Origin of the sequence: Devosia sp. YR412, from assembly GCF_900110945.1 — a bacterium.
Lineage (GTDB): Bacteria > Pseudomonadota > Alphaproteobacteria > Rhizobiales > Devosiaceae > Devosia.
Genome location: NZ_FOFL01000002.1, coordinates 12,785 through 39,742, shown reverse-complemented (window position 1 = coordinate 39,742; position 26,958 = coordinate 12,785). Strand labels below are relative to the sequence as shown.

29 protein-coding genes are annotated in these 26,958 nt (G+C 62.6%); 14 read left to right on the top strand and 15 right to left on the bottom strand.

Features of this window, described 5'->3' with window-relative positions; genetic code table 11:
- Positions 1–5: 5 nt before the first annotated feature.
- Positions 6–692 (bottom strand): hypothetical protein, encoded by a 687-nt coding sequence (locus BM045_RS06465; protein ID WP_092181131.1) that lies wholly within the window; start codon positions 690–692, stop codon positions 6–8.
- 106 nt (positions 693–798) lie between these two features.
- Here BM045_RS06465 and BM045_RS06460 point away from each other — a divergent pair, with 106 nt between their 5' ends.
- Positions 799–1,122, top strand: coding sequence for a DUF6949 family protein (locus BM045_RS06460; RefSeq protein WP_139198729.1), 324 nt, complete (start codon positions 799–801; stop codon positions 1,120–1,122).
- 151 nt (positions 1,123–1,273) lie between these two features.
- Here the strand turns inward: BM045_RS06460 and BM045_RS06455 are convergent, their stop codons facing one another.
- The 4 genes from BM045_RS06455 to BM045_RS06440 all read right to left on the bottom strand — a co-directional run bounded on the left by BM045_RS06455 (position 1,274) and on the right by BM045_RS06440 (position 4,188).
- Positions 1,274–1,903: a transglutaminase-like cysteine peptidase gene (locus BM045_RS06455; RefSeq protein ID WP_092181125.1), complete on the bottom strand. Its 630-nt coding sequence runs from the start codon at positions 1,901–1,903 to the stop codon at positions 1,274–1,276.
- A gap of 308 nt (positions 1,904–2,211) precedes the next feature.
- A complete protein-coding gene (locus BM045_RS06450) occupies positions 2,212–2,721 on the bottom strand; it encodes a hypothetical protein (RefSeq protein WP_092181122.1) in 510 nt (169 codons plus the stop codon).
- Between the two features lie 53 nt (positions 2,722–2,774).
- Complete coding sequence (locus tag BM045_RS06445) at positions 2,775–3,407, bottom strand: PilZ domain-containing protein (RefSeq protein WP_092181118.1); 633 nt, start codon at positions 3,405–3,407, stop codon at positions 2,775–2,777.
- Between the two features lie 127 nt (positions 3,408–3,534).
- Positions 3,535–4,188, bottom strand: a complete 654-nt coding sequence (locus BM045_RS06440; RefSeq protein WP_092181115.1) for a PAS domain-containing protein — start codon at positions 4,186–4,188, stop codon at positions 3,535–3,537.
- A 185-nt stretch (positions 4,189–4,373) separates the two neighbouring features.
- On the opposite strand from BM045_RS06440, the gene BM045_RS06435 reads away from it, so the two are divergent.
- Complete coding sequence (locus BM045_RS06435; RefSeq protein WP_092181112.1) at positions 4,374–5,108, top strand: rhomboid family intramembrane serine protease; 735 nt, start codon at positions 4,374–4,376, stop codon at positions 5,106–5,108.
- Here BM045_RS06435 and BM045_RS06430 read toward each other — a convergent pair.
- From BM045_RS06430 to folE, 6 genes are all read right to left on the bottom strand, one after another.
- On the bottom strand, positions 5,105–6,328 hold the full coding sequence (locus BM045_RS06430) for an OpgC family protein (protein WP_210184992.1): 1,224 nt from the start codon (positions 6,326–6,328) through the stop codon (positions 5,105–5,107). The two genes, BM045_RS06435 and BM045_RS06430, sit on opposite strands and share 4 nt — an antisense overlap.
- The gene (gene mdoH / locus BM045_RS06425) at positions 6,315–8,078 is read right to left on the bottom strand and encodes a glucans biosynthesis glucosyltransferase MdoH (protein WP_092181109.1); all 1,764 of its coding nucleotides are present in this window, start codon (positions 8,076–8,078) and stop codon (positions 6,315–6,317) included. The genes BM045_RS06430 and mdoH overlap by 14 nt, the downstream gene beginning before the upstream one ends.
- Before the next feature lie 15 nt (positions 8,079–8,093).
- Positions 8,094–8,228 carry a hypothetical protein gene (locus tag BM045_RS19275; RefSeq protein ID WP_280139439.1) on the bottom strand — a complete coding sequence of 45 codons (135 nt, stop codon included), beginning with the start codon at positions 8,226–8,228 and terminating at the stop codon, positions 8,094–8,096.
- A gap of 1 nt (position 8,229) precedes the next feature.
- Entirely contained in the window at positions 8,230–9,747 is a 1,518-nt protein-coding gene (locus tag BM045_RS06420; RefSeq protein WP_210184991.1) for an OpgD/OpgG family glucan biosynthesis protein, read from the bottom strand.
- A gap of 326 nt (positions 9,748–10,073) precedes the next feature.
- Positions 10,074–10,526: a phosphoribosyl-AMP cyclohydrolase gene (gene hisI, locus BM045_RS06415; protein WP_092181104.1), complete on the bottom strand. Its 453-nt coding sequence runs from the start codon at positions 10,524–10,526 to the stop codon at positions 10,074–10,076.
- Between the two features lie 6 nt (positions 10,527–10,532).
- A complete protein-coding gene (gene folE / locus BM045_RS06410; protein WP_092183091.1) occupies positions 10,533–11,153 on the bottom strand; it encodes a GTP cyclohydrolase I FolE in 621 nt (206 codons plus the stop codon).
- Between the two features lie 135 nt (positions 11,154–11,288).
- On the opposite strand from folE, the gene BM045_RS06405 reads away from it, so the two are divergent.
- The 8 genes from BM045_RS06405 (at position 11,289) to BM045_RS06370 (ending at position 18,882) form a co-directional block, all read left to right on the top strand.
- Complete coding sequence (locus tag BM045_RS06405) at positions 11,289–11,741, top strand: iron-sulfur cluster assembly scaffold protein (protein WP_092181101.1); 453 nt, start codon at positions 11,289–11,291, stop codon at positions 11,739–11,741.
- The gene (yidD, locus tag BM045_RS06400) at positions 11,741–12,052 is read left to right on the top strand and encodes a membrane protein insertion efficiency factor YidD (RefSeq protein ID WP_092181098.1); all 312 of its coding nucleotides are present in this window, start codon (positions 11,741–11,743) and stop codon (positions 12,050–12,052) included. Before BM045_RS06405 ends, yidD begins: the two co-directional genes overlap by 1 nt.
- Before the next feature lie 71 nt (positions 12,053–12,123).
- Positions 12,124–14,106 carry a threonine--tRNA ligase gene (gene thrS, locus BM045_RS06395; protein ID WP_092181095.1) on the top strand — a complete coding sequence of 661 codons (1,983 nt, stop codon included), beginning with the start codon at positions 12,124–12,126 and terminating at the stop codon, positions 14,104–14,106.
- The gene (locus BM045_RS06390) at positions 14,106–14,336 is read left to right on the top strand and encodes a hypothetical protein (RefSeq protein ID WP_092181092.1); all 231 of its coding nucleotides are present in this window, start codon (positions 14,106–14,108) and stop codon (positions 14,334–14,336) included. The genes thrS and BM045_RS06390 overlap by 1 nt, the downstream gene beginning before the upstream one ends.
- Positions 14,337–14,492: 156 nt before the next feature.
- Entirely contained in the window at positions 14,493–14,915 is a 423-nt protein-coding gene (arfB, locus tag BM045_RS06385) for an alternative ribosome rescue aminoacyl-tRNA hydrolase ArfB (protein WP_092181089.1), read from the top strand.
- A 151-nt stretch (positions 14,916–15,066) separates the two neighbouring features.
- The gene (locus BM045_RS06380) at positions 15,067–16,413 is read left to right on the top strand and encodes a UDP-glucose dehydrogenase family protein (protein ID WP_092181086.1); all 1,347 of its coding nucleotides are present in this window, start codon (positions 15,067–15,069) and stop codon (positions 16,411–16,413) included.
- A gap of 47 nt (positions 16,414–16,460) precedes the next feature.
- On the top strand, positions 16,461–17,462 hold the full coding sequence (locus tag BM045_RS06375) for an NAD-dependent epimerase/dehydratase family protein (RefSeq protein WP_092181083.1): 1,002 nt from the start codon (positions 16,461–16,463) through the stop codon (positions 17,460–17,462).
- 16 nt (positions 17,463–17,478) lie between these two features.
- Positions 17,479–18,882: a phosphohexomutase domain-containing protein gene (locus tag BM045_RS06370; RefSeq protein ID WP_092181080.1), complete on the top strand. Its 1,404-nt coding sequence runs from the start codon at positions 17,479–17,481 to the stop codon at positions 18,880–18,882.
- A gap of 32 nt (positions 18,883–18,914) precedes the next feature.
- Here BM045_RS06370 and BM045_RS06365 read toward each other — a convergent pair whose 3' ends face one another.
- Together BM045_RS06365 and BM045_RS06360 are read right to left on the bottom strand one after the other, a co-directional pair.
- Positions 18,915–20,711: a hypothetical protein gene (locus BM045_RS06365; RefSeq protein ID WP_092181077.1), complete on the bottom strand. Its 1,797-nt coding sequence runs from the start codon at positions 20,709–20,711 to the stop codon at positions 18,915–18,917.
- A 107-nt stretch (positions 20,712–20,818) separates the two neighbouring features.
- Positions 20,819–21,787: a hypothetical protein gene (locus BM045_RS06360; RefSeq protein WP_139198728.1), complete on the bottom strand. Its 969-nt coding sequence runs from the start codon at positions 21,785–21,787 to the stop codon at positions 20,819–20,821.
- Positions 21,788–21,973: 186 nt separating this feature from the next.
- On the opposite strand from BM045_RS06360, the gene BM045_RS06355 reads away from it, so the two are divergent.
- The 4 genes from BM045_RS06355 (at position 21,974) to BM045_RS06345 (ending at position 25,057) form a co-directional block, all read left to right on the top strand.
- On the top strand, positions 21,974–22,552 hold the full coding sequence (locus BM045_RS06355) for a nitroreductase family protein (RefSeq protein ID WP_092181071.1): 579 nt from the start codon (positions 21,974–21,976) through the stop codon (positions 22,550–22,552).
- A 92-nt stretch (positions 22,553–22,644) separates the two neighbouring features.
- The gene (locus tag BM045_RS06350; protein WP_092181068.1) at positions 22,645–23,442 is read left to right on the top strand and encodes a transglycosylase SLT domain-containing protein; all 798 of its coding nucleotides are present in this window, start codon (positions 22,645–22,647) and stop codon (positions 23,440–23,442) included.
- Between the two features lie 168 nt (positions 23,443–23,610).
- Positions 23,611–23,766: a hypothetical protein gene (locus BM045_RS18855; RefSeq protein WP_170848412.1), complete on the top strand. Its 156-nt coding sequence runs from the start codon at positions 23,611–23,613 to the stop codon at positions 23,764–23,766.
- A gap of 91 nt (positions 23,767–23,857) precedes the next feature.
- Positions 23,858–25,057, top strand: coding sequence for a DUF2336 domain-containing protein (locus tag BM045_RS06345; protein ID WP_092181065.1), 1,200 nt, complete (start codon positions 23,858–23,860; stop codon positions 25,055–25,057).
- On the opposite strand, the gene BM045_RS06340 is transcribed toward BM045_RS06345, so the two are convergent.
- The gene (locus BM045_RS06340) at positions 25,054–25,824 is read right to left on the bottom strand and encodes an NAD kinase (RefSeq protein WP_092181062.1); all 771 of its coding nucleotides are present in this window, start codon (positions 25,822–25,824) and stop codon (positions 25,054–25,056) included. The two genes, BM045_RS06345 and BM045_RS06340, sit on opposite strands and share 4 nt — an antisense overlap.
- A gap of 64 nt (positions 25,825–25,888) precedes the next feature.
- On the bottom strand, positions 25,889–26,704 hold the full coding sequence (locus BM045_RS06335; RefSeq protein ID WP_139198727.1) for a sugar transferase: 816 nt from the start codon (positions 26,702–26,704) through the stop codon (positions 25,889–25,891).
- Positions 26,705–26,958 lie beyond the last annotated feature (254 nt).

Below are 26,958 nucleotides of genomic sequence, written 5' to 3'. Positions count from 1 at the left end.
AAAGCTCACCAGGCCTTGATCGGCTCCAGCCATTTCTTCACCTCGTCATCGAAGCCGCGCCACGACTGCAGCAGGCTGGCGTCGAAGGTGTAGATGGCGGCTATGCCAGTGGGGAGGGTGACGGTGCGGACGCATTGGGCGGTGCCGCCTTCGGCGATCGGTTGCTGGCATTTGGCGACGAAGGGGTTGGGCGAGAGGGCGTCATACCAGACGCTTTCGCCGGCATAGCCGTTTTGGGCCAGCATGGGTTTGCCGACGAGGCCTGGCACGCCGTCGAGCGTTTCATCGGCGAATTGGTGCAGATAGACGCGGTCGAGCAGGCTGGCGCTGGTGCGGGCGCGGCTGGGCGGCAGCAGCGTCACGTCGACTGGCTGGGTGCCATGCGCGGTGTCGGCCGGAAAAATCACCCGCAAGTTGATCTGGTCGGTGAAGCCATCGCGAATCTGCTCGCCATAGCGAAACCAGCGGCGCGGAATGGATAATTCCTGGCCGGCGATGGTCTGCAAAACCGGATCGGCATCGCTCAAACCTGGGGATGGCACGTCGTCCATGCGGCCCAGTTCATCGACCAGATAGGCCGCGCTCACCGCCAGAAAAAGCGTGAAAACACCAATGCAGGCAAGGTTGTAGGCCAGGGAGGAATGGCCCGGTTGGCGCAGCGCCGATGCGGATTTGGAGCCCATCTCCAGCATTAACCAGTTTCATCGTGGGAAGGTGACAGGTCATCAGGCAGCCAATATGCTTAATGAAGGGTTAATGCCTGCAGTCCAAATGCTGCAGACGACGGGGATGGATAGCATGACGAAGGAACTTTTGCTCGCGGCTTTCCTGATCGGCGTGGGGCTCTGCATGGCTGGTGCCGGCACCCATCTCTACCAGTTCGTGGCGCGTCAGCAGGCCATGCTGCGCTATGACGGCAAGACCTTCATCTCGTCGATGGGCCATGTAGCGATGAGTTTTATCTGTGGTCCCTACATCATGCTGCAGCTCGGCTGGCAGCATGAAGAGGGTGGCACGCTGTCGATGACCTCGGCGCTGGTGTCGGCCGTGGTGGCCTTCGGCTGGGCTTTTCTCACTGGCCTGCTGTTCATGGGCGCCTATGTGGCGATCCTTGGCTGGTAATTCAGAACCGCAGAAACAATGAAGCCAGCCTCTTGCGAAGCTGGCCTCATTCTTCAGACTCCTATCAGGGATAGGCTGGATCTTGCGATCCGGGCGGAGCCTGGAACTGTTCGGAGCGCACCCTTCGGCCTCGCTCCTGTAACTGCGTGTTCTACTGGATAGCCGCGGTGATGGTGATGTTGCGATCATCCATCATGTCGACCCACTGGCCGGCGTCGGCCTGGGACTGGCGCTTGACGAATTTATAGGGCGTCTGGCTCCACAGATCGACCGAGCCGACCTGGTTGTCGAGCACGAGATCGCCGCGATCGGTGCGGACCAGCAGCACGGCATGGCCTTCGCCATTGGCCTGCTTGACTACGGCCATCAGCAGCGTGCTGGCGGGCCAGCCGGCGCCGATCAGCTGGCGGCGCTTTTCCAGCGCATAGTCTTCGCAATCGCCATAGCCGTTGGGATAGGTCCAGAATTCGGCGACCTTATAGAGATCCTCGTCCGTGACGGGGGTGACGGTCTGGTTCACATAGGCATTGATATTGAGCAGCTGCTGCCAGCGCTGGTCATCCAGTGACACGGCGGTGACCGGATTGGCATGCGGACGGCAGTCGTCGCGGTGGCTCTTGCAGAATTCGAGGTGGCCGACCGGAATCGAGGTCGGGGCGGTCGAGGTCTGGATAAAGGCGACATTGGTGGTGTCCAGCGCCTGGGCCGGGGCGGCGATGGCGGCGAGAGCGAGCATGGCTCCCAGCAGCGCGGTTCGCAGTCCCTTGGTGTTCGTGTGCATTGCAGTCTCCCTGATGGAGACCACGTTAGGGAGCGCGACTTAGGGCGATCAGAAAACTGAGATGCACATTTTATGCGTGTTTTATCGATGTGATTCCGGAGGAATTAACCATGCGGGCCAGAGGCTTGGCGGCGCGAGCTAATATCGTGCCTGGCCATCACCCCACCCGACCCCTCCGGGGCCACCCTCCCCATTCAGGGGAGGGAATTGAGAGCTCACCGGTCTCGAATTCTTTCTTATCCCTCCCCCCTGTGGGGAGGGTGGCCCCGAAGGGGTCGGGTGGGTGGGGGTATCCCCGATGCCAGCTCCTAGTTCGCAATCCCGGCCAGCACCCGCGCATAAAGGTCGTCGTCCTGGCTGGCGCCCTGGCGGCATTGTTTGGAGCCGATGAAAAGGCTGGTGATGCTGGAGAGGCGGGATGAACGGATGCTGAAGGCGCGTTCCTCGATCTGGCGCGGGTGCATGTGCCAGTTCTGATGATGGGCGATGATGTTGTTGCCGGCGGCGTCGACGCCGAGGGCGGTGACGCAGACGTGGTCGTCATCCTTGGGGTCGTTGTCGGTGAGGCGCTGGGTCAGTTCCAGCTCACCGCGGACCAAGTCCATGCTGATGGTGATGTCGACCCACTGGTTGCGCTTCCAGTCCCATTTCTGGTGATAGAGCGGGCAGGCCACGGTCATGCTGTCGCTGGCGCATTTGGTCAGCTTGATCTCCTGCCAGGCGTAGTCTTTCCAATCGGTCCGCCCATCGGCGAAGGCGTTGGATGGCAAGATGAGGAGAAGGGTGGCGAGGAGGAGGGTGCGCAGCAGGAGTGTCATGCAAGCTTCATAAGCAGCGCGACCGGGCGGCGCCACTCACAGATGCGACAGTCTTAGTTCATTCTGAGGTTTTGTTGGATAACCGTCAGCATTTCCTGGGCCGAGGCGAATTCCACGGCGACGCCGTTCTGGAAGTGGCGGACGACGCGGGCGCGCATGCGGCCGAGGGTGACCGGGGTGCCCATGGCCGGGCGGACGTCGAGTTCGATGGCGGCGCCCGAAAGCGAGATGTCGATGATCTTGCAATTGTAGCGGCGGCCATCGTCGAGCACGACGGTGGAATGGCGGATATCGGGGACGACGCGCTCGTGGCGACGATCCTCGGGGAGGTTGAGCACGTCCTTGTTGGCCAGCCAGGTGAGCTGGGCGGCCATCTTGTCGCGCTTGCGGGGCGAAGCGGCGATATCCATGCAGAAGCCGCCGTCGATCTGGCTCTGGATCACGCCTTCGATGCGGCCGACATGGTCGACATAGGCGATAACCTTTTCACCGACCACACCGGCCACTGGAGCGATGACCATGGCGTCGCCCGGCGACATTTCGAGAATCTGGCAGGGGAATTCGCGGCGGTCGGCCAGCATGTAGCGGCCAAGCACCGACACGCGGACGCGCTGGAATTTCGTCGCCTCCGCACGCGTGCGGTTAGGGGCGATGAACTGCGATGAAGGAAGGTCGTCGCTCAGCATTCGCCGGACCGCCAGGGACTCAGATGATGAGCAGGCTAGCCTGTCCTGGTTAACGCAAGGTGAGTTTCAGCCGCGATCGGCGCACATCAAACGCGCGCAGATCGCTGATTTTTAAAGAAAATGCCGACTATTGGCGGCCGCCGTCGATGACAGCCAGATGGGCGTAGCGGCGGGCCGAACGACCATAAACCATGGCCGGCATGGCGGTGGGGGCAGGGCCGTTGGAGAAGCCGGAGTCGTTGACGACGCTGGCGGCGACTTCGCGTACCGATTCTTCCAGTGCGACATCGTCCGGCCAGATCAGGCGCAGGCCGGTGATACGCTGTTCCATGATCGGCTGCACGCCGAGCCAATAGGGCTCGTCGAGTGCAGTCATGGCGCCGAGCAGGCGGGTGTGGGTCGAGCCGTTGTGACGCAGCGGCATCAGGATGGTTTCGAAGGAGACCTTGGTGTGCAGCGCGGTGGTGCCCTGGAAGGTGACCAGAGCGACGGCGTGATCCTCGGTCACGGCGCGCATCAGGGTTTCCATGGCGTCATGGTCGCGCTCATGCCAGAGCGTCGAAAAGGAGCGGCCCTTGAGCTCGCGGCAATAGGCGGTGCAGAGATGCGAACCGGCGAGACGGAAGGAGAATTTCTCGCTTTCGTCGAGCTCCAGGATGAAAGTATTGGCCAGCGCTTCGCGGATGCGCGTCGGATCGATGTCCTTGCGATCGGGCGCGCTGCGGGCACCGCGAATGGCGTTCCAATAATCGTACAGCGTCCTGGTGCTAGCTTTTTGCATTGTTCTCTCGACCCGCCCAATATAAGCGGGCGCTCCCCCCTGATGGAACGCTGCCGCCGCAGGGCTCACATTGTCAAAAGCGGGCGACAAAAGCCCTCTTAAAGAACAGTTAAGGTTAACGCCGGGGCCGGCATGTGGAAAAGAACAGCGTGAGGCGCAGGGCGCCAGCGAGTCGGAGCGAAGTGATGAGTGAACAAGGTCAGCCGCCAGTCAAACCGGGCCCCAGCGGGCGTGAGCCGGTGTTCCTTTTGCCGGGCAGCGTGACGGCGGTGATCGGCGTGCTGCTGGCCATTCACCTCGCATCAACCGTGGTGCTTAACCAGGACGGCTATTTGCAGCTGGTGTTCTGGTTCGCCTTCCAGCCGCTGCGCATCGTGGCCGCGCCCTCCGATCCGTCGCTGGCCATTCCGCTGTTGTGGACGCCGTTCAGCCACGCGCTGCTGCATGGCGGCTGGGAGCATGTGCTGGTCAATTCGGCCTGGTTCGCGATTTTTGCGACGCCCGTAGCGCGACGCTATGGGGCAGGGCCGATGCTGGCGATCTTTTTCGTCTCGGCAGCGGGCGGCGCGGCGCTGTTTGCGGCGACGACGCTGCTGTCGGGCTCGTATCTGATCGGCGCATCGGGTGGCGTGGCCGGGCTGACCGGGGCGGCCTGCCGGTTCATCTTCCAGCCAGTGATTGTGGCCAATCATCCCGAGACCGGCGAACGGGTGGTGCTGGGGCGGCGGCTGGCCAGCTTTGCCGACCTTTGGCGCGATAGCCGGGCTCGGTTCTTCATCCTGATCTGGGTGGTGCTCAATGCCGCCGTGCCGCTGCTGCCGCTGGTGACGGGCATGGAAATGTCGGTCGCGTGGCAGGCGCATCTCGGCGGGTTTTTCGGCGGGATTTTGATGGTGGGGCTGTTCGAGCGAAAAGCCTAGGCGGCTTTTGCGCGACTGATCTCCGCCGTCCTGGTCAGCGCCCAGGCCAGGGCAACGAGCAACAACAGCCCGCTGCCGAGGAGGATGCCGTCAAAGACGGGATCGTTGCCGGGGTGGCCAGCTTTGATGGATTGCAGCAGGATCGACAGCACGGTGCCGGTGGCGAAGGTGGCGAGGCCCTGGCGACCCATCAGGCGCAGGGGCGTGGCCAAGGCCGAGCTGGCGAGGCGGCGCATGATGGGAAGGCTGCCCAGCACGTAGAAAAGCGCCAGGGCGTGCAGCAGGCGGGGCAGGGAGAGGAAGGTCTTGTCGAACCAGGTGATGTAGAAGGGCACGCCAATGCTGCTGAGCCAGCCCATGGCGCCATTCATGCCCTTGCCGATCGGCGGAACCTTCATCCAGAGCAGGGTGAAGACGAGGAAGGCTGCGGCGAGCCAGAAGAGGACCGGCGACCAGGGAATGAATTTGCCGCCGACCTTCATCGCCGTGCCGGTCAGCAGGCCGAGCACGAAAAGCAATTGCCAGGAAAAGGGGTCGAAGAACCAGCCGCCCGGATTGGGGAAGGCGGGGAAGTTGAGGCGGAACTGGCCGGCCGCAAACCACAGGGCGACCGAGGCGATCAGCACCAGCCAGGGCCTGCGCAGGCCGGCCACGATGATCAGCGGGCTGGCCAGCAGCAGCGTCATATAGAGCGGCAGGATGTTGAGATAGCCGAGCTGATGGCTAAGCAGGGGAATGCCGATCAGCGCGCCGAGTGGCTGCTGGAACAGCGGCGCCAGATTGTTCTTGGTCAGGAGGTCGGTCAGGCCAAACCATTTTGCCGCGCCGGCGAAGATGGCGATGCAGAGCATGGTGATGGTGATGTGGACGAAATACAGCTGGCGCGCACGGGCCCAGACTTTTGCCGTGGCGGCCCAGAGATTGCCGCTGCGGAAGCGGTTGGAATAGGCGAGGCCCGCCGCCATGCCGGACATGAAGACGAAGGCTTCGGCCGCATCGGAAAAGCCGAAATTGCGATTGGTGAAGGCTTCGTAGACCGTGCCGGGCACGTGGTTGATGAAGATCATCACCAGCGCCAGGCCGCGGAACATGTCGAGACGGTCATCGCGACCGGTCATCGGCGCGGCGGGTGCGGCGGCCGGGCGCGACCAGATGGCGCGCGCCCAGGTCGGCCCGAGCAGGCCGGCGGCACGATAATTGGTATGTTCAGGCAGTGACATGCTGTGCGGTTCTCAAGGAGACCAGACCGGCGTCCTGCGTTGTGCCCTTATTGGTCCAGGCGGCGAAGATGGCGCGCTGCGTGCTGACGATGCTGGGTGGGGCCAGTTCGGAGTCCGAGGCGAAGAGCAGCGGCGTGCCGGGATTTTCGGTCGGGCGCGAGGTCAGCGAAATCAGGAATGGTGCGAGGATCGCCGGTACCATGGCCGGGGCCACCCAGATGGCGCTGGTAGGAGCGAAGATCAGAACACCGCCCAGGGTCAACACGGCGATGGTGACGATCCACCAGCTGGCCTGAAAAGCGGTCTTGAGATCGACCCAGTTCTGGCCGCGCGTCGTGGCGGGCCAGCCGCCGTCGAGGCCGAGCAGCACCTGCAGCACCGAGCGGGTCTGCAGCAGCAGCAGGGTTGGTGCCAAGAGCGTCGAGACCAGGATTTCGCCCAGCACCGAAGCGAACGAGCGGATAGTGCCGCCGAATCGCCGGTTGTGGCCGTCGAACATGCCGCGGGTCAGGATGGCGAATTTGGGCAGCAGCAGAACGATCGCGACGGCCACGATCAGGGTCCAGGCACTGAAGTTGATGTTCATGAAGCCGGGCATGAAGATCGGCATGTCGGGATACATGGCGGCGACGACGCTGGCGATCAGCAGCAGCAGCCAGAGCGGGGATGCCATATAGGCCATGATGCCCTGGATGAAGGTGAAGCGGCTCCAGATCTTGAGGCCGGGCGCGCCGACGAGCCGGGCATGCTGCAGGTTGCCCTGGCACCAGCGGCGGTCACGCTTGGCATATTCGATGAGGTTTTCCGGACCCTCTTCATAAGAGCCGGGCATGGACGGGTCGAGATTGACCTTCCAGCCGCCACGCGACAGCAGCGCCGCCTCGACATAGTCATGGCTGAGGATATGGCCGCCAAAGGGGGGCTTGCCGGAGAGGACCGGCAGGCCGCAGCAGGAGGCAAAGGCGCGCATGCGCACCATGGCATTGTGACCCCAATAGGGGCCCTCGCGACCGGCCATCAGGGCAGCGCCGCGGGCAAAGGTCGGCGACAGATAGGTCGAGGCAAACTGCAGCGAACGGCCAAAGGTGGTCCTGGCATGAATGACATGCGGCACGGTCTGCAGCAGGCCGAGCTGGTCGTCGCCATCCATGCGGCGGGCCATGGCGGCAATGGTCTTGCCTTCCATCAGGCTGTCAGCATCGAGGATCAGCGCATAATCATAGGCGCCGCCGGAGCGGGCGATGAAATCTTCGATATTGCCGGCCTTGCGGCCAATATTGCGCTCGCGACGGCGATAGAAAATCCGGCCGATGGCATCAGGCTCGTCGAGCAGCGTGTTGAACCACACGGCTTCTTGGGCCGCGGTTTCCATCACCTGGGTGTCCGACAGGATGACGAAGTGAAATTTCCCGGAAATCCCGAGATCGACCAGGCTGCGGTTCATCGCGGCAATGCGCGAGAACGTGGCGATCGGGTCTTCGTTATAGACCGGCACCAGAATGGCGGTCATGCCGTTCGGTGCCGTGGCTTCGCCGGTCTGGATGCGGACCGGGCGAAACACCCCGAGAATAGCGGCAGCACTGCCCCAGACCAGCCAGAAGCCGCTGAAGGCCACTAGGCCGGTGCGCAGGAGATCGACGATGGTCAGGCCACCTTCGCCTGTCAGGCGCAGGAAGACATGCGCCCCCAAAGCGGTGAGGGTCGCTGCGATCGACAGGGTCGCCAATCGAAAAAAGGCAGGAACAAGCATGCGGTACCCGAAGACCTAGCGCCCGGTAAGGGCTGACAGGGTCATCCGCAGCAAGTCAAGCAGACTGCGGCGCTCGAGCAATTGCTTGGGCATGTCCAAGGGTGCGTCGGGCAGGGCGCGGGCGAACGGAAAATCTGCACTATGCTTCATGCTAGGGCCTCCACTGATAGAGCCATGTTTCAGTCAGCTTGCGGCCAAGACCCATCACGTAGGCCTTGAGCTCGACGTTGCTGGAGTCTCCAGTTTCGACGTCGAGCACGAGACGCCAGACGCCGTTGGCATCGACACGAGAAAGCACGGAACTTGTTATGGTTCCGCCCGCTGCCTCGGCCACTACCTCGAGCTGGGTCTCATCCGTCATGCTCGCGAGCTTGCCCCCCGCAAAGTCGATGACGAATTTCTTAAAGTTCTCAACAGCTTCCACGCCGGACACACCGCCGACGCCGCTGCGCGTTTCTGCCACATGGGCAATCGGGCTTGCTGAATCGGGATTTAGGTCGCCCCAGACCATGCGATAGCTCAATTCACGCGAGCTACCGGCAGTCACCTTCTCCTCGGGAATCCAGAAGGCGGCGATATTGTCGTCGCCTTCCAGACGCGAGGGAATTTCCACCAGGCGCACATGGCCCTGGCCCCAATTGCCGATCGGTTCGATGCGCAGGGACGGGCGGCGCTCGTAATGGGCGCCCGCATCCTGATAGGCCTCGAAATCGCGGCCACGCTGGTAGAGGCCGAAGGCACGGGGGTTGTTTTCCCAGAAGTAGGAGGTGCCGAGCGTCGCGGCATTGTTGAGCGCACGCCAGGTGACTTCACCTGCCTCGTTCTGGATCAGCAGGCCATTGCTGTCATGGACCTGCGGACGATAGTCGTCAAAGCCGGTGCGGTTGGCCTCGGCGAACAGATACATGGAGGTCAGCGGGGCAATGCCCAGCTCGGTGACATCGCCGCGGAAATACAGCCGCGCGGTGACTTCCAGCGTCGTCTCCTGATGCGCCTCGCCGGCGGGCGTCAAGATGAAGCGATAGGCGCCGGCCACGGACGGGCCTTCGAGCGCCGCATAGATGGTCAGCGGATTGCCGATGGCGGTGGGCTTTTCGACGTAGAATTCGGAAAAACGCGGAAATTCTTCCGGACCCTCGAGCCAGGTGTTCATGACCAGGCCACGGGCGGAGAGACCGTAATTGTTGTTGCGGCCAAGTGCACGGAAATAGCTGGCGCCGAGGAAGGAGACCACCTCGTCATACATGGCCGTGCTGTTCATCGGCGCATTGATGCGGAATCCGGCAACGCCCGGGAAATCGGTAACTTCGGCGGCAGCGGCCTCGACGGCATCGTCGTGATAGTCGAAATCCTTGGCGCTGAAGCCGATGGAGCGGGCGGTGCCGCCCTGGATTTCATAAACCTGTACCGGCTCAGGGAAGAGCCAGCCCATGTGGAAGGCCTGCAGGCGATAGCCGAGGTTATCGTCGAGCCACTTGCTGGCGTCGGTGCTGTACTGGATGCGTCGATAGGCGTCGTAATCGAGATCGGCGAAGGCGGCGGGCAGGTCGCGCGAGGGCGGCACGAAATCGGCCGCGGCAATCTCCTGCATGCGGGCGCTGAAGCTGTCGAAATCGAAGGCAAACTCGGCAGCCTGCGGCGTCACCTGTGCGAAGGCGGGCGCTGTCAAGGCCGTGGTCGAGAGAAGTGAAACAGCGGCGAGTCCCTGAAGGAACTGACGACGGGTAGGCAGGTTTGTAAGGTGACGCTTCAACGCTATGCCCTGTGGGTCTTGTAAAGCCGACTTCTTCGGCAAAGCTCGAACGCCGCATAGTGCAAATAGTTGATGCATATGGGGCATTCGCCAGATGCATGGCTCGCTCCTTCGTATTCCGGAGGAGAAATGCGGCTTGTCCCTAAGAGTGCGAAGAATCTTGCCAGATTAAGGCGGCGTTCACAGATGGCTCACGAAAGCGTGTGAACTGGGCGCTTTTGTCGCAAAAGCGTCACGCAGGATCAGGCGCTGTAGACCTGTTTCGGGTCGAAGAGCTTCGGTAGGCCGGTGTCTTGCAGCGTGACGGAATCGCCGGTGACGACGGCGCGGCGATAGAAGCAGCTCTTGCGGCCGGTGTGGCAGGCAGCGCCGCGGCCAGTCTGGTTTACCACCATCACCAGGGCGTCCTGGTCGCAATCGGTGCGGAGCTCGACGACTTCCTGCAATTCGCCCGAGGTCTCGCCCTTCTTCCACAGCTTGCCGCGTGAGCGCGACCAGTAATGGGCAATGCCGGTCTCCAGCGTCAGCGCCAGCGCCTTGGCATTCATATGCGCCAGCATCAGCACTTCATTGCTGCCGGCTTCCACCGTGACGACGGTGACGAGGCCGTTCGCATCAAAGCGCGGCGCGAAGGCGGTGCCTTCTTCGAGCTGGCCGTGGGTGAGGGGCGCTGGATCGGTGAAGGTGAGGGTCATGGAGAACTATCTCCGGGTCATTGAGAAGAACCGGTCCTGCTCATTGCGGTCTTCGGCGAAGACGCCGGTGAAGCGGTGGGTGACGGTGGAGGCGCCATGGGCGCGGACGCCGCGCATCGACATGCACATATGCTCGGCTTCCAGCATGACGGCGGCGCCGCGGGGGCCGAGATGCTCGTTGATGGCGTCGATGATCTGCGCCGTCAGGTTTTCCTGGGTCTGCAGGCGGCGGGCAAAGACTTCCACCAGACGGGCAAGCTTCGACAGCCCGACGACGCCGTCATGCGGCAGATAGGCGATATGGGCCTTGCCGACGAAGGGCACCATGTGGTGCTCGCAATGGGACGAGAAGGGGATGTCCTTGACCAGGACGATATCGTCATAGCCGCCGACTTCCTTGAAGGTCTTCGACAGAATTTCGCCGGCGTTCTGCCCATAGCCGGCGAAGAATTCGCCATAGGCCTTGGTGACGCGGGCCGGCGTTTCGAGCAGCCCTTCGCGAGTCGGATCATCGCCAGCCCAGGCCAGCAAAGTGCGCACGGCGGCCTCGGCCTCTTCGCGGGTCGGGCGGGGATAGGGGGCAGTGGACGTGGCAACGGCGCCAAACGGCTTGGTGGTGGCATCCATGACGGCGGCTCCTGTGCGCTTGGCCATTCTACGAGACCAGAGCGATTTTGGACCAGTTGGGTGATGCTAGCCCGCTTGCGACGCCCTATATAAGGAGAGCAAGCAGTGGCGACAAGAAACAGAATTGTCTGGTTGATGGACCTGAGCGATCTCTATTCCCAAAAAATCCTCGATCTGGCGGGCAATGCGCCCCAGCCTGGACGGCTGGCGCAGGCTGATGCAAGAGCCCGGAAGGTGAGCCGGGTGTGTGGCTCGGTGGTGGAGGTGGATGTCGCGGTGCGTGACGGGGTGATCGTGGGCTATGGCCATGTGGTCTCCGCCTGCGCGCTGGGACAGACCTCGGCGGCGGTGGTTGCGCGGGAGATTGTCGGCACGCCGGTGGGGGAGTTTGTGGCGCTGCGCGAGACCATGGTTGCCATGCTCAAGGCGGATGGTGCGCCACCGTCGGGAAAGTGGGACGACCTCAAATATCTCGAGCCGGTGCGGGACTACAAGGCGCGGCATATGTCGACGCTTCTGGTGTTTGATGCGGTGGTTGAGGCGCTGGAAAAAGTCGAATCCGCAGAATCACTTGCGGCGGCCGGGTGATGGATCGCGTCATCTCGCTGTTCTGGCGGATGGTGGACCTGCCGTTCAAATTTGCGGCGGTGTTTCTGATCACGCTCTACCGCTACACGCTGTCGATGTTCGTCGGGCGGAACTGCCGGCACCTGCCGAGCTGTTCGGAATATACAAGCGACGCCATCTGGCAGTTCGGCTTCTGGCCGGGCGGCTGGATGGGACTGGCGCGGTTTGTGCGGTGCCGGCCGGGCGGAACACATGGCTATGACCCGGTGCCGGAGGCTGTTCCGGAGCGCGGTCGTTGGTTCGCGCCCTGGCGCTATGGGCGCTGGAAATAATAGCCAATCGTGCTAGACAGGCGCCCTTGCTACGAAAATCGTAGCATGACCCCTATTTCTGGAGACCTACAATGACGATCAAGGTGACGTTCCCCGACGGTGCAGCTCGCGACTATGCGCGTGGCACCACCGGGACCACCGTGGTCGAAGGCATCTCCAAGAGCCTGGCCAAGAAGACGGTGGCGATGCGCTGGAATGGCGTGTTGTCTGATTTGTCTGATGAGTTGCAAGACGACGGCAAGATCGAGTTCGTGACGCGCGATAGCGGGTCCAAGGACGTGCTGGAGCTGATCCGGCACGATGCCGCGCATGTGCTGGCCGAAGCGGTGCAGGAATTGTGGCCGACGACGCAGGTGACGATCGGCCCGGTGATCGAGAACGGCTTCTATTACGACTTCAAGCGCGACGAGCCCTTCTCGGAAGAAGACTTCCCGGCCATAGAAAAGAAGATGGCCGAGATCATCGAGCGTGGCGCTGCCTTCACCAAGGAAGTGTGGACGCGCGACCAGGCCAAAGCCTTCTTCAATGCGCGTGGCGAAAACTTCAAGGTGGAACTGGTCGACGCGATTCCGGCTGACCAGTCGCTGAAAATGTACAAGCAGGGCCAGTGGATCGACCTTTGCCGCGGGCCGCATATGCGCACGGTCAAGGACGTCGGCATGGCGTTCAAGCTGACCAAGGTGGCCGGCGCCTATTGGCGTGGCGACAGCAATAATCCGGTGCTGAGCCGCATCTACGGCACCGCCTTTGCAAGCAAGGAAGAGTTGGAAGCCTATCTCCACATGGTGGAAGAGGCGGAAAAGCGCGACCATCGCAAGATTGGCCAGGAGATGGACCTCTACCACTTCCAGCCGGAAGCGCAGGGGTCGGTGTTCTGGCACCCCAAGGGCTATGTGCTGTACAATCAGATGGAGGCCTACATCCGCCGCCGTCTGAATTCGTCGGGCTATGTGGAAGTAAAGACACCGCAGCTGATGAGCTCCAAGTTCTGGGAGCAATCGGGCCATTGGGGCAAGTATCGCGAAAACATGTTCGTGGTGCCCGACGAAGTGCCAGGCACGGAAGAAACCGGTCCGGTTCTTTCCGGCAAGGGCGAGCTGATGGCGCTCAAGCCAATGAACTGCCCGGCGCATGTGCAGATCTTCAACCAGGGCATCAAGAGCTACCGTGACCTGCCGCTGCGCATGGCGGAATTCGGCTGCTGCCATCGTAACGAGGCGCATGGGGCCCTGCACGGGCTGATGCGCGTTCGCCAGATGACGCAGGACGACGCGCATATCTTCTGCCGTGAAGACCAGATCCAGAGCGAAACCGAGCATTTCGTGCATCTGCTCTATTCGGTCTATGGCCACATGGGCTTCGAGAATGTGGTGATCAAGCTGGCGACCCGTCCGGAAAAGTTCGGTGGCACGGTGGAACGCTGGGATGCGGCGGAAAAGGCGCTGGGCGATGCCCTGCGTGCGACCGGTTATGATTTCGAGATCGCCGAAGGCGAGGGCGCCTTCTATGCACCCAAGCTCGAGTTCCACCTCAAGGACGCCATCGGGCGCTCGTGGCAGGTGGGCACGCTGCAGCTCGACTATGTGCTGCCGGAACGGCTGGACGCCACTTATGTGGCCGAAGACGGTTCGCGCCAGTATGCGGTGATGCTGCATCGGGCGATCCTCGGCTCGCTCGAGCGCTTCATCGGCATGATGATCGAAAACTATGCCGGCAAGATGCCGATGTGGCTGGCGCCAACCCAGGTGGTTGTCGCGACCATCGTCTCGGAAGCCGATGACTATGCGGCCAAGCTGGTCAGCCAGCTCAAGGCGGCCGGCATAAGGGCCGAGCTCGACGTGCGCAACGAGAAGATCAACTACAAGGTGCGCGAGCATTCGGTCGGCAAGGTGCCGCTGATGTTCGTGGTGGGCAAGCGCGAGGCCGAGGAGGGCACCGTCTCGGTGCGTCGTCTCGGCACCGAGGGCCAGAAAGTCGAGCCGAGCATGGATGCGATCGTCGCATTGATGGCCGAAGCGACCGCGCCGGACCTCAAGGCAGCGCAGGCCGCCTGATGCCGCAGCGTCCGTCCAATCGCGAAATCAAGGCCCTGACGCATCTCGGTGAAGAGAATGCGTTGGGGCCCGGCGACTTCAAGGATATCGGCGAGAAGGTGTTCGCCGGCATGCTGAAGAAGGGCTGGGTGGTCGAGGCTGAAGGCCTGCCGGGGAAGTACCGGGCCACCATCAAGGGCCTCACCATTCATGAGGGTGAGATCATCTTCGCGGGCCGGTATCGGAATTAGAACGGCCGAAGAGTCCTTGTTGGATACCCCACCTAACCTCCCCCTGATAGGGGAGGAATCTGTGCGCTGTCTGTGGCACGATAGTGCCAGGAATTGGATCTGTTCCTCCTCCTCTTCAGGGGGAGGCTAGGTGGGGGTATTCTTTCTTTGCCAGATATGATCCCCATCACCCGCTCCATCGCGATCGATCCCTCCGAGATCGAGGAAAGCTTCGTGCGCGGCACGGGGGCTGGCGGGCAGAATGTGAACAAGGTGTCGAGCGCGGTTCAGCTGCGCTTTGACCTCCAGAATTCCCCCAACATTCCCGAGGCGATGAAGCGGCGCGTCGGCGTGCTGGCGGGCAAAAGGCTGACCAAGGATGGCGTGATCGTCATCATTGCCAATTCGCATCGCGATCAGCCGATGAACCGGGCCGATGCCTTGGCGCGGCTGGTGGCTCTGCTGGTCGAGGGTTCGCATGTGCCGAAGTTCCGCGTGGCGACGCGGCCGACGCTGGCCAGCAAGCGCCGTCGGCTTGAGGGCAAGTCGATCCGCTCCGAGGTCAAGAAGATGCGCGGCAGTCCGTCCGACGGGCAATGACGCCGGAAAATCTTGCTTGCAAGGCAGCCATGAGAAAATCGTGGCGCAATTAATCATGCAAGCAAGACATAACACGGTCAAACAAAGTCAGTAGCGACAGCGTGCGGCGCCGTGGTTACTATGCGGGCAATATTTCGGGAGCGCGTTACCAATGAAGATCGCCATTGTCGGGGCAGGGTATGTTGGCTTGGTTACGGGCGTCTGCCTGGCCGATTTTGGCCATGAGGTGACATGTATCGATACCGACCAGCGCAAGATCGACGCGCTGGAGAAGGGCGTTATCCCGATCTATGAGCCGGGGCTCAGCGAATTGGTGAAAGCCAATGTCAGCGGTGGCCGGCTGTCCTTCTCGACCGATCTCAAGGCGGTGGTGCCGGGCAGCGAAGTGGTGTTCATCGCCGTGGGCACGCCGTCGCGTCGTGGCGATGGTCATGCCGACCTCAGCTATGTGCATGCCGTGGCGCGCGAAGTTGCTGCTGCCGTGGATGGTTTTACCGTCGTGGTGACCAAGTCGACCGTGCCGGTGGGCACGGGTGACGAAGTGGCGCGGATCATTGCCGCGACCAATCCCGCGGCCGATGTGGCCGTGGTGTCCAATCCCGAATTCCTGCGCGAGGGCGCGGCGATCGACGATTTCAAGCGGCCGGACCGTATCGTCCTCGGCATTGAGGACGAACGCGCGCGTTCGGTGATGACCGAAGTCTATCGTCCGCTCTACCTCAACCAGGCGCCGCTGATGTTCACCGGCCGGCGCACGGCCGAGCTGATCAAATATGCCGCCAATGCCTTCCTCGCCATGAAGATCACCTTCATCAACGAGATTGCCGATCTCTGCGAAGCGACCGGCGCCGATGTGCAGCAGGTGGCGCGCGGCATCGGTCTCGATAACCGCATTGGCGCCAAATTCCTCCATGCCGGTCCCGGCTATGGCGGTTCCTGCTTCCCCAAAGATACGCTGGCGCTGGTCAAGATCGGCCAGGACTATGACAGCCCGATGCGCTTGGTTGAAACCACCGTGGCGATCAACGACCAGCGCAAGCGCGCCATGTCGCGCAAGGTGATCGCGGCCTGTGGCGGCGATGTGCGCGGCAAGACCATTGGCGTCCTGGGCCTGACCTTCAAGCCTAATACCGACGACATGCGCGAGGCGCCATCCATCGACATTATCCAGGGTCTGATCGACCGCGGCGCCCATGTGGTGGCCTATGACCCGCAGGGCATGGTGCCGGCGCGCGAGCTGATCGACAAGAAGGTGGATTTTGCCGACAGCGCCTATGAAGTTGCTGTCGATGCCGATGCACTGGTGCTGGTGACCGAGTGGAACGAGTTCCGCTCGCTCGACCTCGACCGTTTGAAGCGCTCGATGAAGACGGCAGTGCTGGTCGACCTGCGCAATGTCTATCGCCATGACGAAGTGGCCAAGCATGGCTTTGAATATTCGAGCGTCGGCCGGCCCGATGGCGGCATTGCCGAAAGCGTGGCCAACGCCGCCGAATAAGATTTCAGGCCGGGCGCTCACTCGCCCGGCTATTCACAGGGGGCATTGTGAAGATTTTCGTGACCGGAACCGCAGGGTTCATCGGCTTTCATCTGGCGCGCCGGCTGCTTGCCGAGGGCCATCAGGTCACCGGCTTTGACGGGCTGACCAATTACTATGATCCGGCGCTGAAACAGTCGCGACTGGCCATCCTGCGGCAGGAGCCGGGCTTCGTTGAAGTCACCGGCATGCTGGAGGATGCGGCGGCGCTGACCGCCGCCGTGGCCGGCAGCGAGGCGGAGGTGGTGGTGCATCTCGCGGCCCAGGCCGGCGTGCGCTATAGCCTCGAAGCGCCGGGGAGCTATATCCAGAGCAATGTGGTCGGCACGGCCAACCTGCTCGAAGCGCTGCGCCACAACAAGCCAAAGCATTTCATCTTTGCCTCGACCAGTTCGGTCTATGGCGGAAATACGAAATTCCCCTTTGCCGAGACCGATCGCGCCGATGGGCCGGTGTCGCTCTATGCCGCGACCAAGAAGTCGGGCGAGGCCATGGTGCATTCCTATGCGCACCTCTTCGGCATTCCATCGACTTGCGTGCGCTTCTTCACGGTCTATGGGCCGTGGGGCCGGCCGGATATGGCGCTGTTCAAATTCGTCTCGGCCATGCTGGAAGACCGTGCCATCGACGTCTATGGCTTCGGCAAGATGCGGCGCGATTTCACCTATGTGGATGATCTGGTGGCGGCCATTATCGCGCTGGCCGATCAGGTGCCGGAGGTCGGCAAGCCGGTGGAGCATGACAGTCTGTCGGCGGTGGCGCCATTCCGGGTGGTCAATATTGCCGGCGGCAAGCCGACCGAATTGATGGATTTCATCGCCGCGCTGCAACAGGCGACGGGTGTCGAACCGAAACTCAACATGCTGCCGATGCAGCCGGGTGACGTGGTGGCGACGGAATCGGATACCCAGCTGCTGCAGGCGCTGATCGGCACCGTGCCGGAAACGCCGGTGCGCGAAGGCGTCGAGCAATTCGTCAGCTGGTACAACAGCTATTACGGCAAGAACTGAGTTCGGGAGAGCGGGATTGGCGGGCACGAGCCTCAAATTTGGAACCAGCGGGTTGCGCGGGCTGGCGATCGAGCTGGAAGGGCAGGAGGCGCGGCGCTATACGGCAGCGTTCCTGCGCCGGCTGGCCGAGCAGGGGCAGGACAGCGGCGGCAAGGTGTTCATCGGCCGCGATTTCCGGCCATCGAGCCCGGCCATTGCGCGTGATTGCGCGGCGGCGATTGCTGCGGCTGGGCTGATCCCGGTCGATTGCGGTACCGTTCCGACGCCGGCGCTGGCGCTGCATGCCATGGCTGCGGGTTGCGCTGCGATCATGGTGACGGGCAGCCATATTCCGTCTGATCGCAACGGGCTCAAATTCTATGTGCCGAGCGGCGAGATCACCAAGGCGGATGAACTGGGGATTCTGGCGGCGCTGAGTGACGCGCCGGTGGCAGAGCTGACGGCGGATTTTGCCGATGAGTCCGAAGCGGCGACCGAGCGCTATTTCACCCGCTTTGCCACTCTGTTGCCCGAGGGGGCGCTGGCTGGCCTGCGCGTCGGGGTGTTCGAGCATTCGACGGTGGCGCGGGATCTGCTGACGCGTATCCTCCAGCACTTCGGTGCCGAGACGGTGGCGCTGGAGCGGCGGGATGATTTCGTTGCTGTCGATACCGAGGCTTTTGGCGATGGGGTGTTTGCGCCGCTCAGGGGCTGGGTGGCCGAGCACAGGCTCGATGCGACTGTCTCGGCCGATGGCGATGGCGACCGGCCGTTGCTGATGGATGGCAAGGGACAGTTTGTGCGCGGCGACGTGCTGGGCTTGATTACCGCGCGCTATCTCGGCGCACAGACCGTGGTGACGCCGGTGACTTCCAATTCTGGCATCGAGCGCACCGGCGCCTTCAGCCACGTGGTGCGGACGCGGGTGGGCTCGCCCTATGTGATCGAGGCGATGACCGGCGCTGCGGGCTCGGTGATTGGCTTCGAGGCCAATGGCGGAACGTTTGTCGGCGGCGGCGTGAGTGCTGCCGGCGTCAGCCTGCCGCCGCTGCCGACGCGCGATGCGGTGCTGCCGCTGCTCTGCGTGCTGGGGCTGGCGGCCGGCAAGGGCGTCGGCGTCGATGAGATTGTGGCACGGTTGCCGCTGCAGGTGGCCTTGGCCGACCGGTTGCAGGATGTGCCGAGCGAAAAGAGCGGGACTTTTCTCAAGCGCCTGGCGGAAGACAAGGCCTATGCCGAGGGGCTGTTCGCGCCGCATGGCATTGCCGAGCTGGCCCAGATCGACGGGTTGCAGTTCCGGACCAAGGCCGGCGACATGGTGCATTTCCGGGCGTCTGGGAACGCTCCGGAGCTGCGGTGCTATGTCGAGGGCAGTACGCCCGAGGTGGCTGAGGCGCTGCTGGCCTGGGGGCTGGAAACAGCGGCCAAAGAGGTCGCATAAAGGAAAGGGCCGCTTCGCAGCGGCCCTTTGTGTTACTTCGCGATCGCGTCGATCGTGACCTTGCCGATCAGGCTGGTCGGATCGCTCTCTGCCGCCATGAAGTCGATCATGCTAAGGCCGGGGGCGTTCTTGGCGGTCATTTCGATGGTCAGGTTCTTGGCCTTGCCGCTGATGAAGCTGTTGATGGCGCTACCAACCTTTTGCGCTTCGGCCGCACCGGCGAGCATGCCGATGATGGTGCCTTCGGCGAGACCCGCATAGACCGGGCGCATGGTGGCGGCGTCGGAGCCCTGGTCGGCGGAGACGGCAGCCAGGATGATGTCGGACAGGCCCGCATCGCTGACATTGAGCTTGAGGCCGCGGACGGCTAGGCCCATGGCGGCGGCCAGGGCCTCGTCCTCGTCGAGACTGAACAGCGCTTCACCGGCATTGGTCAGCGTGCCCGAGAGCGCGACGGTTGCGAGATCGGCGCCGGTCAGCGAGATTTCATCAATGCTGATGGTGTCCTCGGCTTCGCTCCACGAGGCATCGAGGGTAAAGCCCGTATCGATGCTGGTGATGCCGAGGTCGATCAGCTGCTGCAGCTGTTCGTCATCGGTGGTTTCGGGCAGATCGACGACGATGTTGCTGGCACTGGTCAGCACATCGGTCGGGATGCCGTTGAAATAGCTGCCCAGGGTCACATCGAAGCTGCCGACGCTGGCGGCAATGCGTTCGCCATCGGCATCCGGATCGGGGACATCGATCACCACATCGCTGAAGGAGAAGCCTTCAAAGGCAGGGATCAGGGCGCGGGCATTAGCGGTGAACCACGGCTCGTCAAGCGCGGCGGGGGCGGCGGCAATGGCAGCGATCGGGCCGGAGAGGTCCATCTGCTTGATGGTCATATTGCCGAGCTGGACGGTGCCGTCGCCTTCCATGGTGACGTCGAAGCCATCCATCGAAATAGCGGGGTAGATGCCGGGGCTCATGCCATCCATGGTGACGCCGGCGATGGAGAAGCTGATCGCCTTGCCGTCTTCTTCGCCCGTGCACTCGAAGCCGTCGAAGGTGGCTGGCGAGGATTCAAAGGCGGTGAAGAAATCGCCATACATGCGCAGCAGGGCGCCAATCGTTTCGGGGGAGGGGTCGTCATCGGTTTCAAGCGACTGGACCAGCGTCATCATCTCGGCAAACGAGGTGTTGAGCGGGCGGGCCTTGAATTCGCCGACGCTCATGCCGCCCACGGTGCAGCTGACGTCGGGGGCTTCGAAAGTGCCGCCTTCCAGCGTCACATCGGTGTAGATGGTCTGCATTTCAGCCGGCGCATCCGGGTCGGCGACGAGGCCATAGATGCCCAGCATACCGGCGATGTTGAAATTGTCGGCGGAGATGGCGCCGAATTCGCCCGAACCGTCATCGCCGGCATCGAGCGTCCAGCCGCCCAGCGTCACGGCGGCGGCATTGCCATCGGTCACGTCGCTCATCACCAGATCTGTGAAGGTGACGGTGGAATTGTGCTCGACGCCTTCGATGGTGGAGGTGGTGTCCAGCGTGATGGCGGGGATGGTGATGCTGGTGGCGGTGAGACCAGCCAAGGCATCGGCATTGTCGACCAGGCCGCCGCTGAAAATGGCGCGCAGCGTGTCGTCATCGACATTGGAGTCGACGGCCATGATGTCCGGGATGGCCACATCAAAGGTGGGCGCCACGCTGGGCGCCGCTGCTTCGGCTGCCGGCTTGGTCTTGGTCTTTTGCGCCCAGGCCGCCGTGGCTGGCAGGGCAACGCTCAAGAGACAGGCCGTGGCCAGAAGGCCCAGGCGCCGCTGGATGCTTGTGCTGAACACCATCGTGGTTTCTCCGCTGTTGGTTGTCGGCAATGTGAGCTTTCGGCCGCCGGGCCGCAAGACACAGAAACAATCATATCAGTCAGCTGGATAGACCATGCCGATGACGGTCAATAGACGGTGGTCAGCACTTCGATGTCGCTGGCGGCGCCGGACTGCACCTGGAACTCGCGGTTGAAGACCTGGGTGCCCTGCTTGGCGAGGACGAGATAGTCGCCTTCGGCCAAGACCGTAGTGGGGAAGGCGCCGAGCTCGGTGAAGACGGTGGCGCCATCGGGCGTCTTGACGGTCCATTCGACGTCGGCAATCGCCTCGCCGCCGGCTTCCGAGACCAGGCGGAACGAGACCTGGCTGGCGTGGTGATAGAGCGTGGCGTCGGTCAACTGGCCAGCTTCGACGCGCAGGTCGGCGCGGACCACGGCGTTGATCGAGCCGAAATAGGAGACGATGTGATAGGTGCCGGCATTGAGCGTCACGATGTCATTGGGCGCCAGGCCTTCGGCAACTGGGGTGCGATCGCCTTCATTGCCGGCGGTGAAGATATCGAATTTCAGCAGCCCGACCGGGATGGGAATGTCGCCGGTGACGGCCGAATTGAGCCGCAGGGCGCCAGCATCGAGGATGAAGCTCTTTTCATTGGCACCGGGCGAGACGGTCAGCGGTTCGCTGGTCTGGGCACGGCCATAGGCGACATGCACGACATATTCGCCGGGCGGCAGTTCGACCGTCGGCGCGCCGAGTTCGGACTTGGCCACGAGGGCCAGTTCGCCACTGGCATCGGGCACCGTGTCGAAGATGCGCCAGACCAGGCCATCGGGAATCGGCGTGCCGGCTTCGGTGATGCGCGCAGACAGGGTCACCGGTTGCGGCGCCGAGGTCAGCGCAGTGATGGCCTCGGTGGCCGGCGTATTGGCTGGAGTCGGGGCGCTGGCGGGCAGATTGTCGGGGTCAGGACGCGGACGCGGCAGGGGCGGCATTTCGCTGGCGGCCTGCGCATAGGCGGGCGCCGAAAGCATTGGAAAAGCGGGCGCTGCGACAGCCAGCAGGAGCAGAAGGGCTAGAAATGGTCGCAGGCGCATCTGGTCTCCCCGGGGCGACGGATTGAATCGCTGCAAGGGTCTTACGCAGCGAATGGGGAAAAGCTGTGTCACAGAGCTCGCGGGATGAAAACAGCACAATGGCGGGCGACGCAGAATTTGTCGCATAGGCTGGCACGACGCGCCGGGTGAGACTATGGCTCTTGCCTGACCTCTCGGAGATTGCAAATGCCGGTCCATGCTGCCCTGCGCGACTATCTGCTGACCCGCCGCTCGGTCGGCATGGCGTTTCTAAAGGAACCGGGGCCCAATGCGGCCGAGCTGGAGCAATTGTTGACCATTGCTACGCGCGTGCCCGACCATGGCAAGATCGCGCCCTGGCGGCTGGTGGTGATCGAGGGCGAGGCACGGGTCGCGGCAGGTGCAAAGCTGGCCAAAATCTATGCGCGCAACAATCCGGGGACCGATGAAGCCAGCCTCGACGTGGAGCGCAACCGCTTCCTGCCGGCACCGCTCACTGTGGTCGTGATCTCTTCGCCCAAGGCGCATCCCAAGGTGCCGGAGTTCGAGCAATTGCTCTCGGCCGGCAATGTGGCGCTGAACCTGGTGCATGCGGCCCACGCTTTGGGTTTTGCCGCGTCCTGGGTGACCCGCTGGTATGCTTTCGATGCCGAAGCCGGAGCCATGTTAGGGGCAGGCGAGGGCGAAAAGATCGTCGGCTTTATCCATATCGGTACGCCGAGCGCGGTGATCGAAGATCGGCCGCGTCCGGCGCTGTCGGATGTGGTCAGTCGCTGGACGGCGTGATCTTCACCAACCTGATTCATATGGTTAATGGATGGTTAACCGTTGGTGTGGCCTATTGAAGGCTCGGACGATTCTGAAAGACGAGCCTTGTCATGGGCGTACAGCCAATTTCGGTGCCACAAAGCCTTGCCTATGTGCTGACGGCAGCTGGCGACCGGAATGGCGTGGATTTCGACTATCTGCTGCAGACGGCCATCCGCGAAAGCAGCCTCAATCCAGCCGCCAAGGCGCAGACCTCGTCGGCCACCGGGCTGTTCCAGTTCCTCGAAAGCACCTGGCTGCAGGTGCTCAAGGAAGAGGGGCCGCGGCTCGGCTATGGCGATGTTGCCAGCAATATCAGTCGTAACAGCAGCGGCGACTATGTGGTGGCGGATCCGGCGGTGAAGGCGCAGATCCTCGAGATGCGCAAGGATCCGCAGATGGCCTCGGACCTCGCCGCCGCCTTTACCAAGTCGAATGGCGAATATCTCGAAGCGCGCTTCGGCCGCCGGCCCAGCGCTGGCGAGCTGTATATCGCGCATTTCCTCGGGGCGCAGGGCGCCGAGCGCATGTTCACCGCGGGCCTGCAGGATCCCGAACAGATCGCGGCGAACTTGTTTCCCAAGCAGGCGCAAGCCAATCAGGCGATCTTTTACTCCAACGGCCAGCCGCGCACCATTCGCGACGTCTATCGCGTGCTGGTGGCCAAGCATGAGGGCGGCGGCGTGAGCGCGCCCTTCGCGGCGCAGCAGATGGCGGGGCAGCCGGTCGTGCCGCAGGCGCCGGTGGTGCCGTCGCGCTTTTCGCCGGACAACATGTCCTTCACCGGCCTGTTCAAGAATGAAGAAGATGTACCGGCCACCGGCACCGATGATGGCGGCGGGTTCTTCACCCAGCTTTACGCGCAATAGCAGGGCGTTAGCCGCCGTGTTTACACTTTTGTAGCCATTCCCCCAGACCGGTGCGCAAGGCCGGTGCATTCAGTAAAATGCAACCAACCCGGTTAGCACCGCTTTAGCAGAGGTAACGTGTAATCGGAATGTCCGGCGTTGTGTGCGCTGGCGATCAGGAGGCCCACAATGCGCCGTTCGACAGCTGTAGCCCAAAGCCTGCATATTGCGCAGATTCCGCGCGGCTGGATCGTATTGGGCAGTGCGCTGGCGAGCTGGATGTTGCTGGCGGCGATGTGGGCCGCGACGTCGCAGCTTTTCTCCTACGTGCTTGCCGCCATCTGAGATTTCCCGACCCTGACCCGTGCGGGTTATGGTGAACCGTTCCTTAAAACTTCGCCTTTAGGGTGGGCTCTGCCGGTGTGCGGAGTGTTGAATGGTTGCGTATCAAGAGTTTGTCTCGCTGTCTCAGTCGCAAGTGAGCGAAGAGCGCGGCAGCGCAGCCCACCTTTCAGCCCTGGCTTATCTCAATCATTTCGGACCCGCGGATGAGCATGCGGCGCTTTATGCGGCGCTGATCGGCTTTCTCGATGACCCGTCGGTCAAGGTACGCGCCGCGCTGGCCTATGGCCTGCTGCATTCGAGCGAAGCGCCGCGGCCGATCATGCTGGCGCTGCTGCATGACAGCGCCATCATCGCCCGGGCCGTGATGCAGTATTCCCCGGTGCTGATTGACGCGGACCTGATCGGTCTGGTCAAGACGCTGGACCTTTCCATGCTGCTGGCTGTCAGCCAACGCACCACGTTGAGCACGCGTCTCGCCGGCGCCATCGTGGCGCGCGGGGAGGGTGCGGTGACACTCAAGCTGCTGCGCCGGATGGATGTGGCGCTGGGCGATGCTGTGCTGGGTGCACTGTCCCATGAACTGGCCGACCAGGCTGAGATGCGCGGTGCGCTGCTGGCGCGTAAGGATCTGCCGGCGGCGGCGCGACTGCATCTGGTGCAGAAGGTGACGGAAGCCCTGCGCGGTGCGCGGATCGTCAAGGGTGCGCTGGCCGAGGATCGGCTGGCCCGTGTGTTGCGCGACAGTGCCGATACGGCGCTGACCGCCATCGGCGAGCGCGAGGCGGTACAGGCCAAGCCGGGCTATGTCAGCGATCTTATCGTCACCGACAAGGTCAATACCCGCGTGATGCTGCACGCGGTGGTGACCGGCCATGTGATGTTTTTTGCCGATTGCCTGGCCGAATTGGCGCAAACGCCGCGCGGCAAGGTGTTTACCCTGCTCGAAAGCGGCAGCCGGGCGGCGCTCAATGCCCTGTTCATCCGCTGTGGCCTCGGTGAGGGCGTGCGGAACCTCCTGGCGCGGCTGGTGCTTTATGCGCGCAGCAGCGACCTTGCCGATGATGCTGGTGCGCGGCATTTCGTGGTGACGGCGCTGACCGAAGAGCTGATTGCCGAGCATGACGGGGTAATCCCCGAAGATCTCGAAGAGGCCTTTGCCTATCTCAGCGAGCAGAACATCCTTTTGGCCCGCAAGGCGGCGCGCGGCGTGATGGCGGCCTTTGCGCTGGAAACGGCGATGCCGATGAGCCTGCCCGTTGCTGAACGCCGGCTGGCGCTGCCAGCCGCCTAGAAGCGGAACTGCTCGCTCAACACGCGTTCTTCAAGGCTGGTGCCGGGATCGAACAGCAAGGTCACGCCATGCGTGCGATCTTCCTTAACCGTTACTTCCAGCACATTCTGGAATTCCACATTGTCGGCGACAGCACTGACCGGACGCTTTTCGGCCTCGCGAGTGATGAAGCGGACTTCGGCATGGTTGGAGAGAATGGCGCCGCGCCAGCGCCTGGGGCGGAAGGGCGAAATCGGCGTCAGCGCCAGCAATTGTGCCTCGATCGGCAGGATCGGGCCATGCGCTGAGAGGTTATAGGCGGTGGAGCCGGCCGGGGTGGAGAGCAACACGCCATCGCAGATCAGCTCGTCGAGCCGGGTCTCGCCATCGACAATGATCTGGATTTTGGCCGCCTGATAGGTCGAGCGGAACAGCGAGACTTCATTGAGCGCCAGGGCAACCTGCGTCTTGCCCGAGGTATCCAGCACCTGCATGGACAGCGGGAAGATGCGGGTGCGCTGCACGGCCTCGAGGCGCTGCTGCAGATCATCCTCGGAAAAGCCGTTCATCATGAAGCCGACCGAGCCGAAATTCATGCCATAGACCGGAATGCCGGTCTTCATGACGCGGTGCAGGGTCTGCAGCATCAGCCCGTCGCCACCCAATGCCACCACGACATCGGCGGATTTGAGCGGCGCCTGCTCATAGCGGGCGATCAGCCGGTCGGCCGCAGTATTGGCTTCCGGGGATCCATTGGTGGTAAAATGAATATGCAAATTGCCGCTCATGTGAACTCCGCTCGCCGTTGACTAAGCCAATGCGAGCGCAGCAGCAATGCCTGCGATAGTTGTATCAGTGAGCGGCGCCGCTGAGGAATTCCTGGCGCAGCGTGCGCCAGATCACCTTGGCATCGAGCGTCAGCGAATAGTTCTGGACGTAGGCGATGTCGTGGCCAAGACGACCGAAGGCCTGGTCTTCGCTGACCGTGGCGCCGCGGAAGCGGTTGCACTGGGCCCAGCCAGTGATGCCCGGACGCATGTGGTAGCGATAGGCGTAGTGTGGCGACAGATCTTCATAAGCCACGCCGGCGGCGAGCATGCCCGCAACATGGGGGCGGGGGCCGACGAGCGACATTTCACCACGTAGCACGTTGAGCAGCTGTGGCAGCTCGTCGATGGAGGTCTTGCGGATGATGCGGCCGATCGGGGTGACGCGGCTGTCGCTGGCGACCGTCTGGGCAATGCCGGACACGTCGCAGCGGTCGAAATACATCGAGCGGAACTTGTAGATGTCGAATGGTTTGCCGTTCATGCCGACGCGCTGCTGGCGGAAGAGGGCCGGGCCACGGTCGGTCAGCTTTACGCCGGCGGCAACGATCAGCAGCAGCGGACCAAGGGCCATCAGGCCGAGCATGGCACCGGCGATATCGACGCCGCGCTTGAGAGCGAGCGAAAACTTGCGCGAGGCAGTCTGTACAGGGGCTGCGGGAGCCGCATCCTGCCATTCGATTGGCAGGCCGCTCTGCTTGGCGCGCAGGGCACGCTCGCGGCGCTCTTTCGTGTCAAAGGAAAATGCCGAGTCGATATCGCCTATGCCGGCCAGCTTCGCATCGTCGAAGCGGAAGGAGGGCAGGTTCGTGATCTCAATGGTCGGCACAAACTCAGACATAGACATTCCCTATCTGGGGACTTGCTATTAACGCTTGAGTTACCATCGCAAAACTTCGCGTCCGTGTCATCTGCGCAAAACGCAGACCTGCTAGATTGATTAACGGGGGCAGAGATGTGCGGCTGCAGCTTTTGCGCCAGTTCAAGTAACGCTGGCACGGTTCAACATCAAGAAGCTTCGATCCAATTTGATTACAATTTTATCGAAGTTTTACAGAGGGCGGAAAAACCCAGTGCGTACGGTGACCACATACC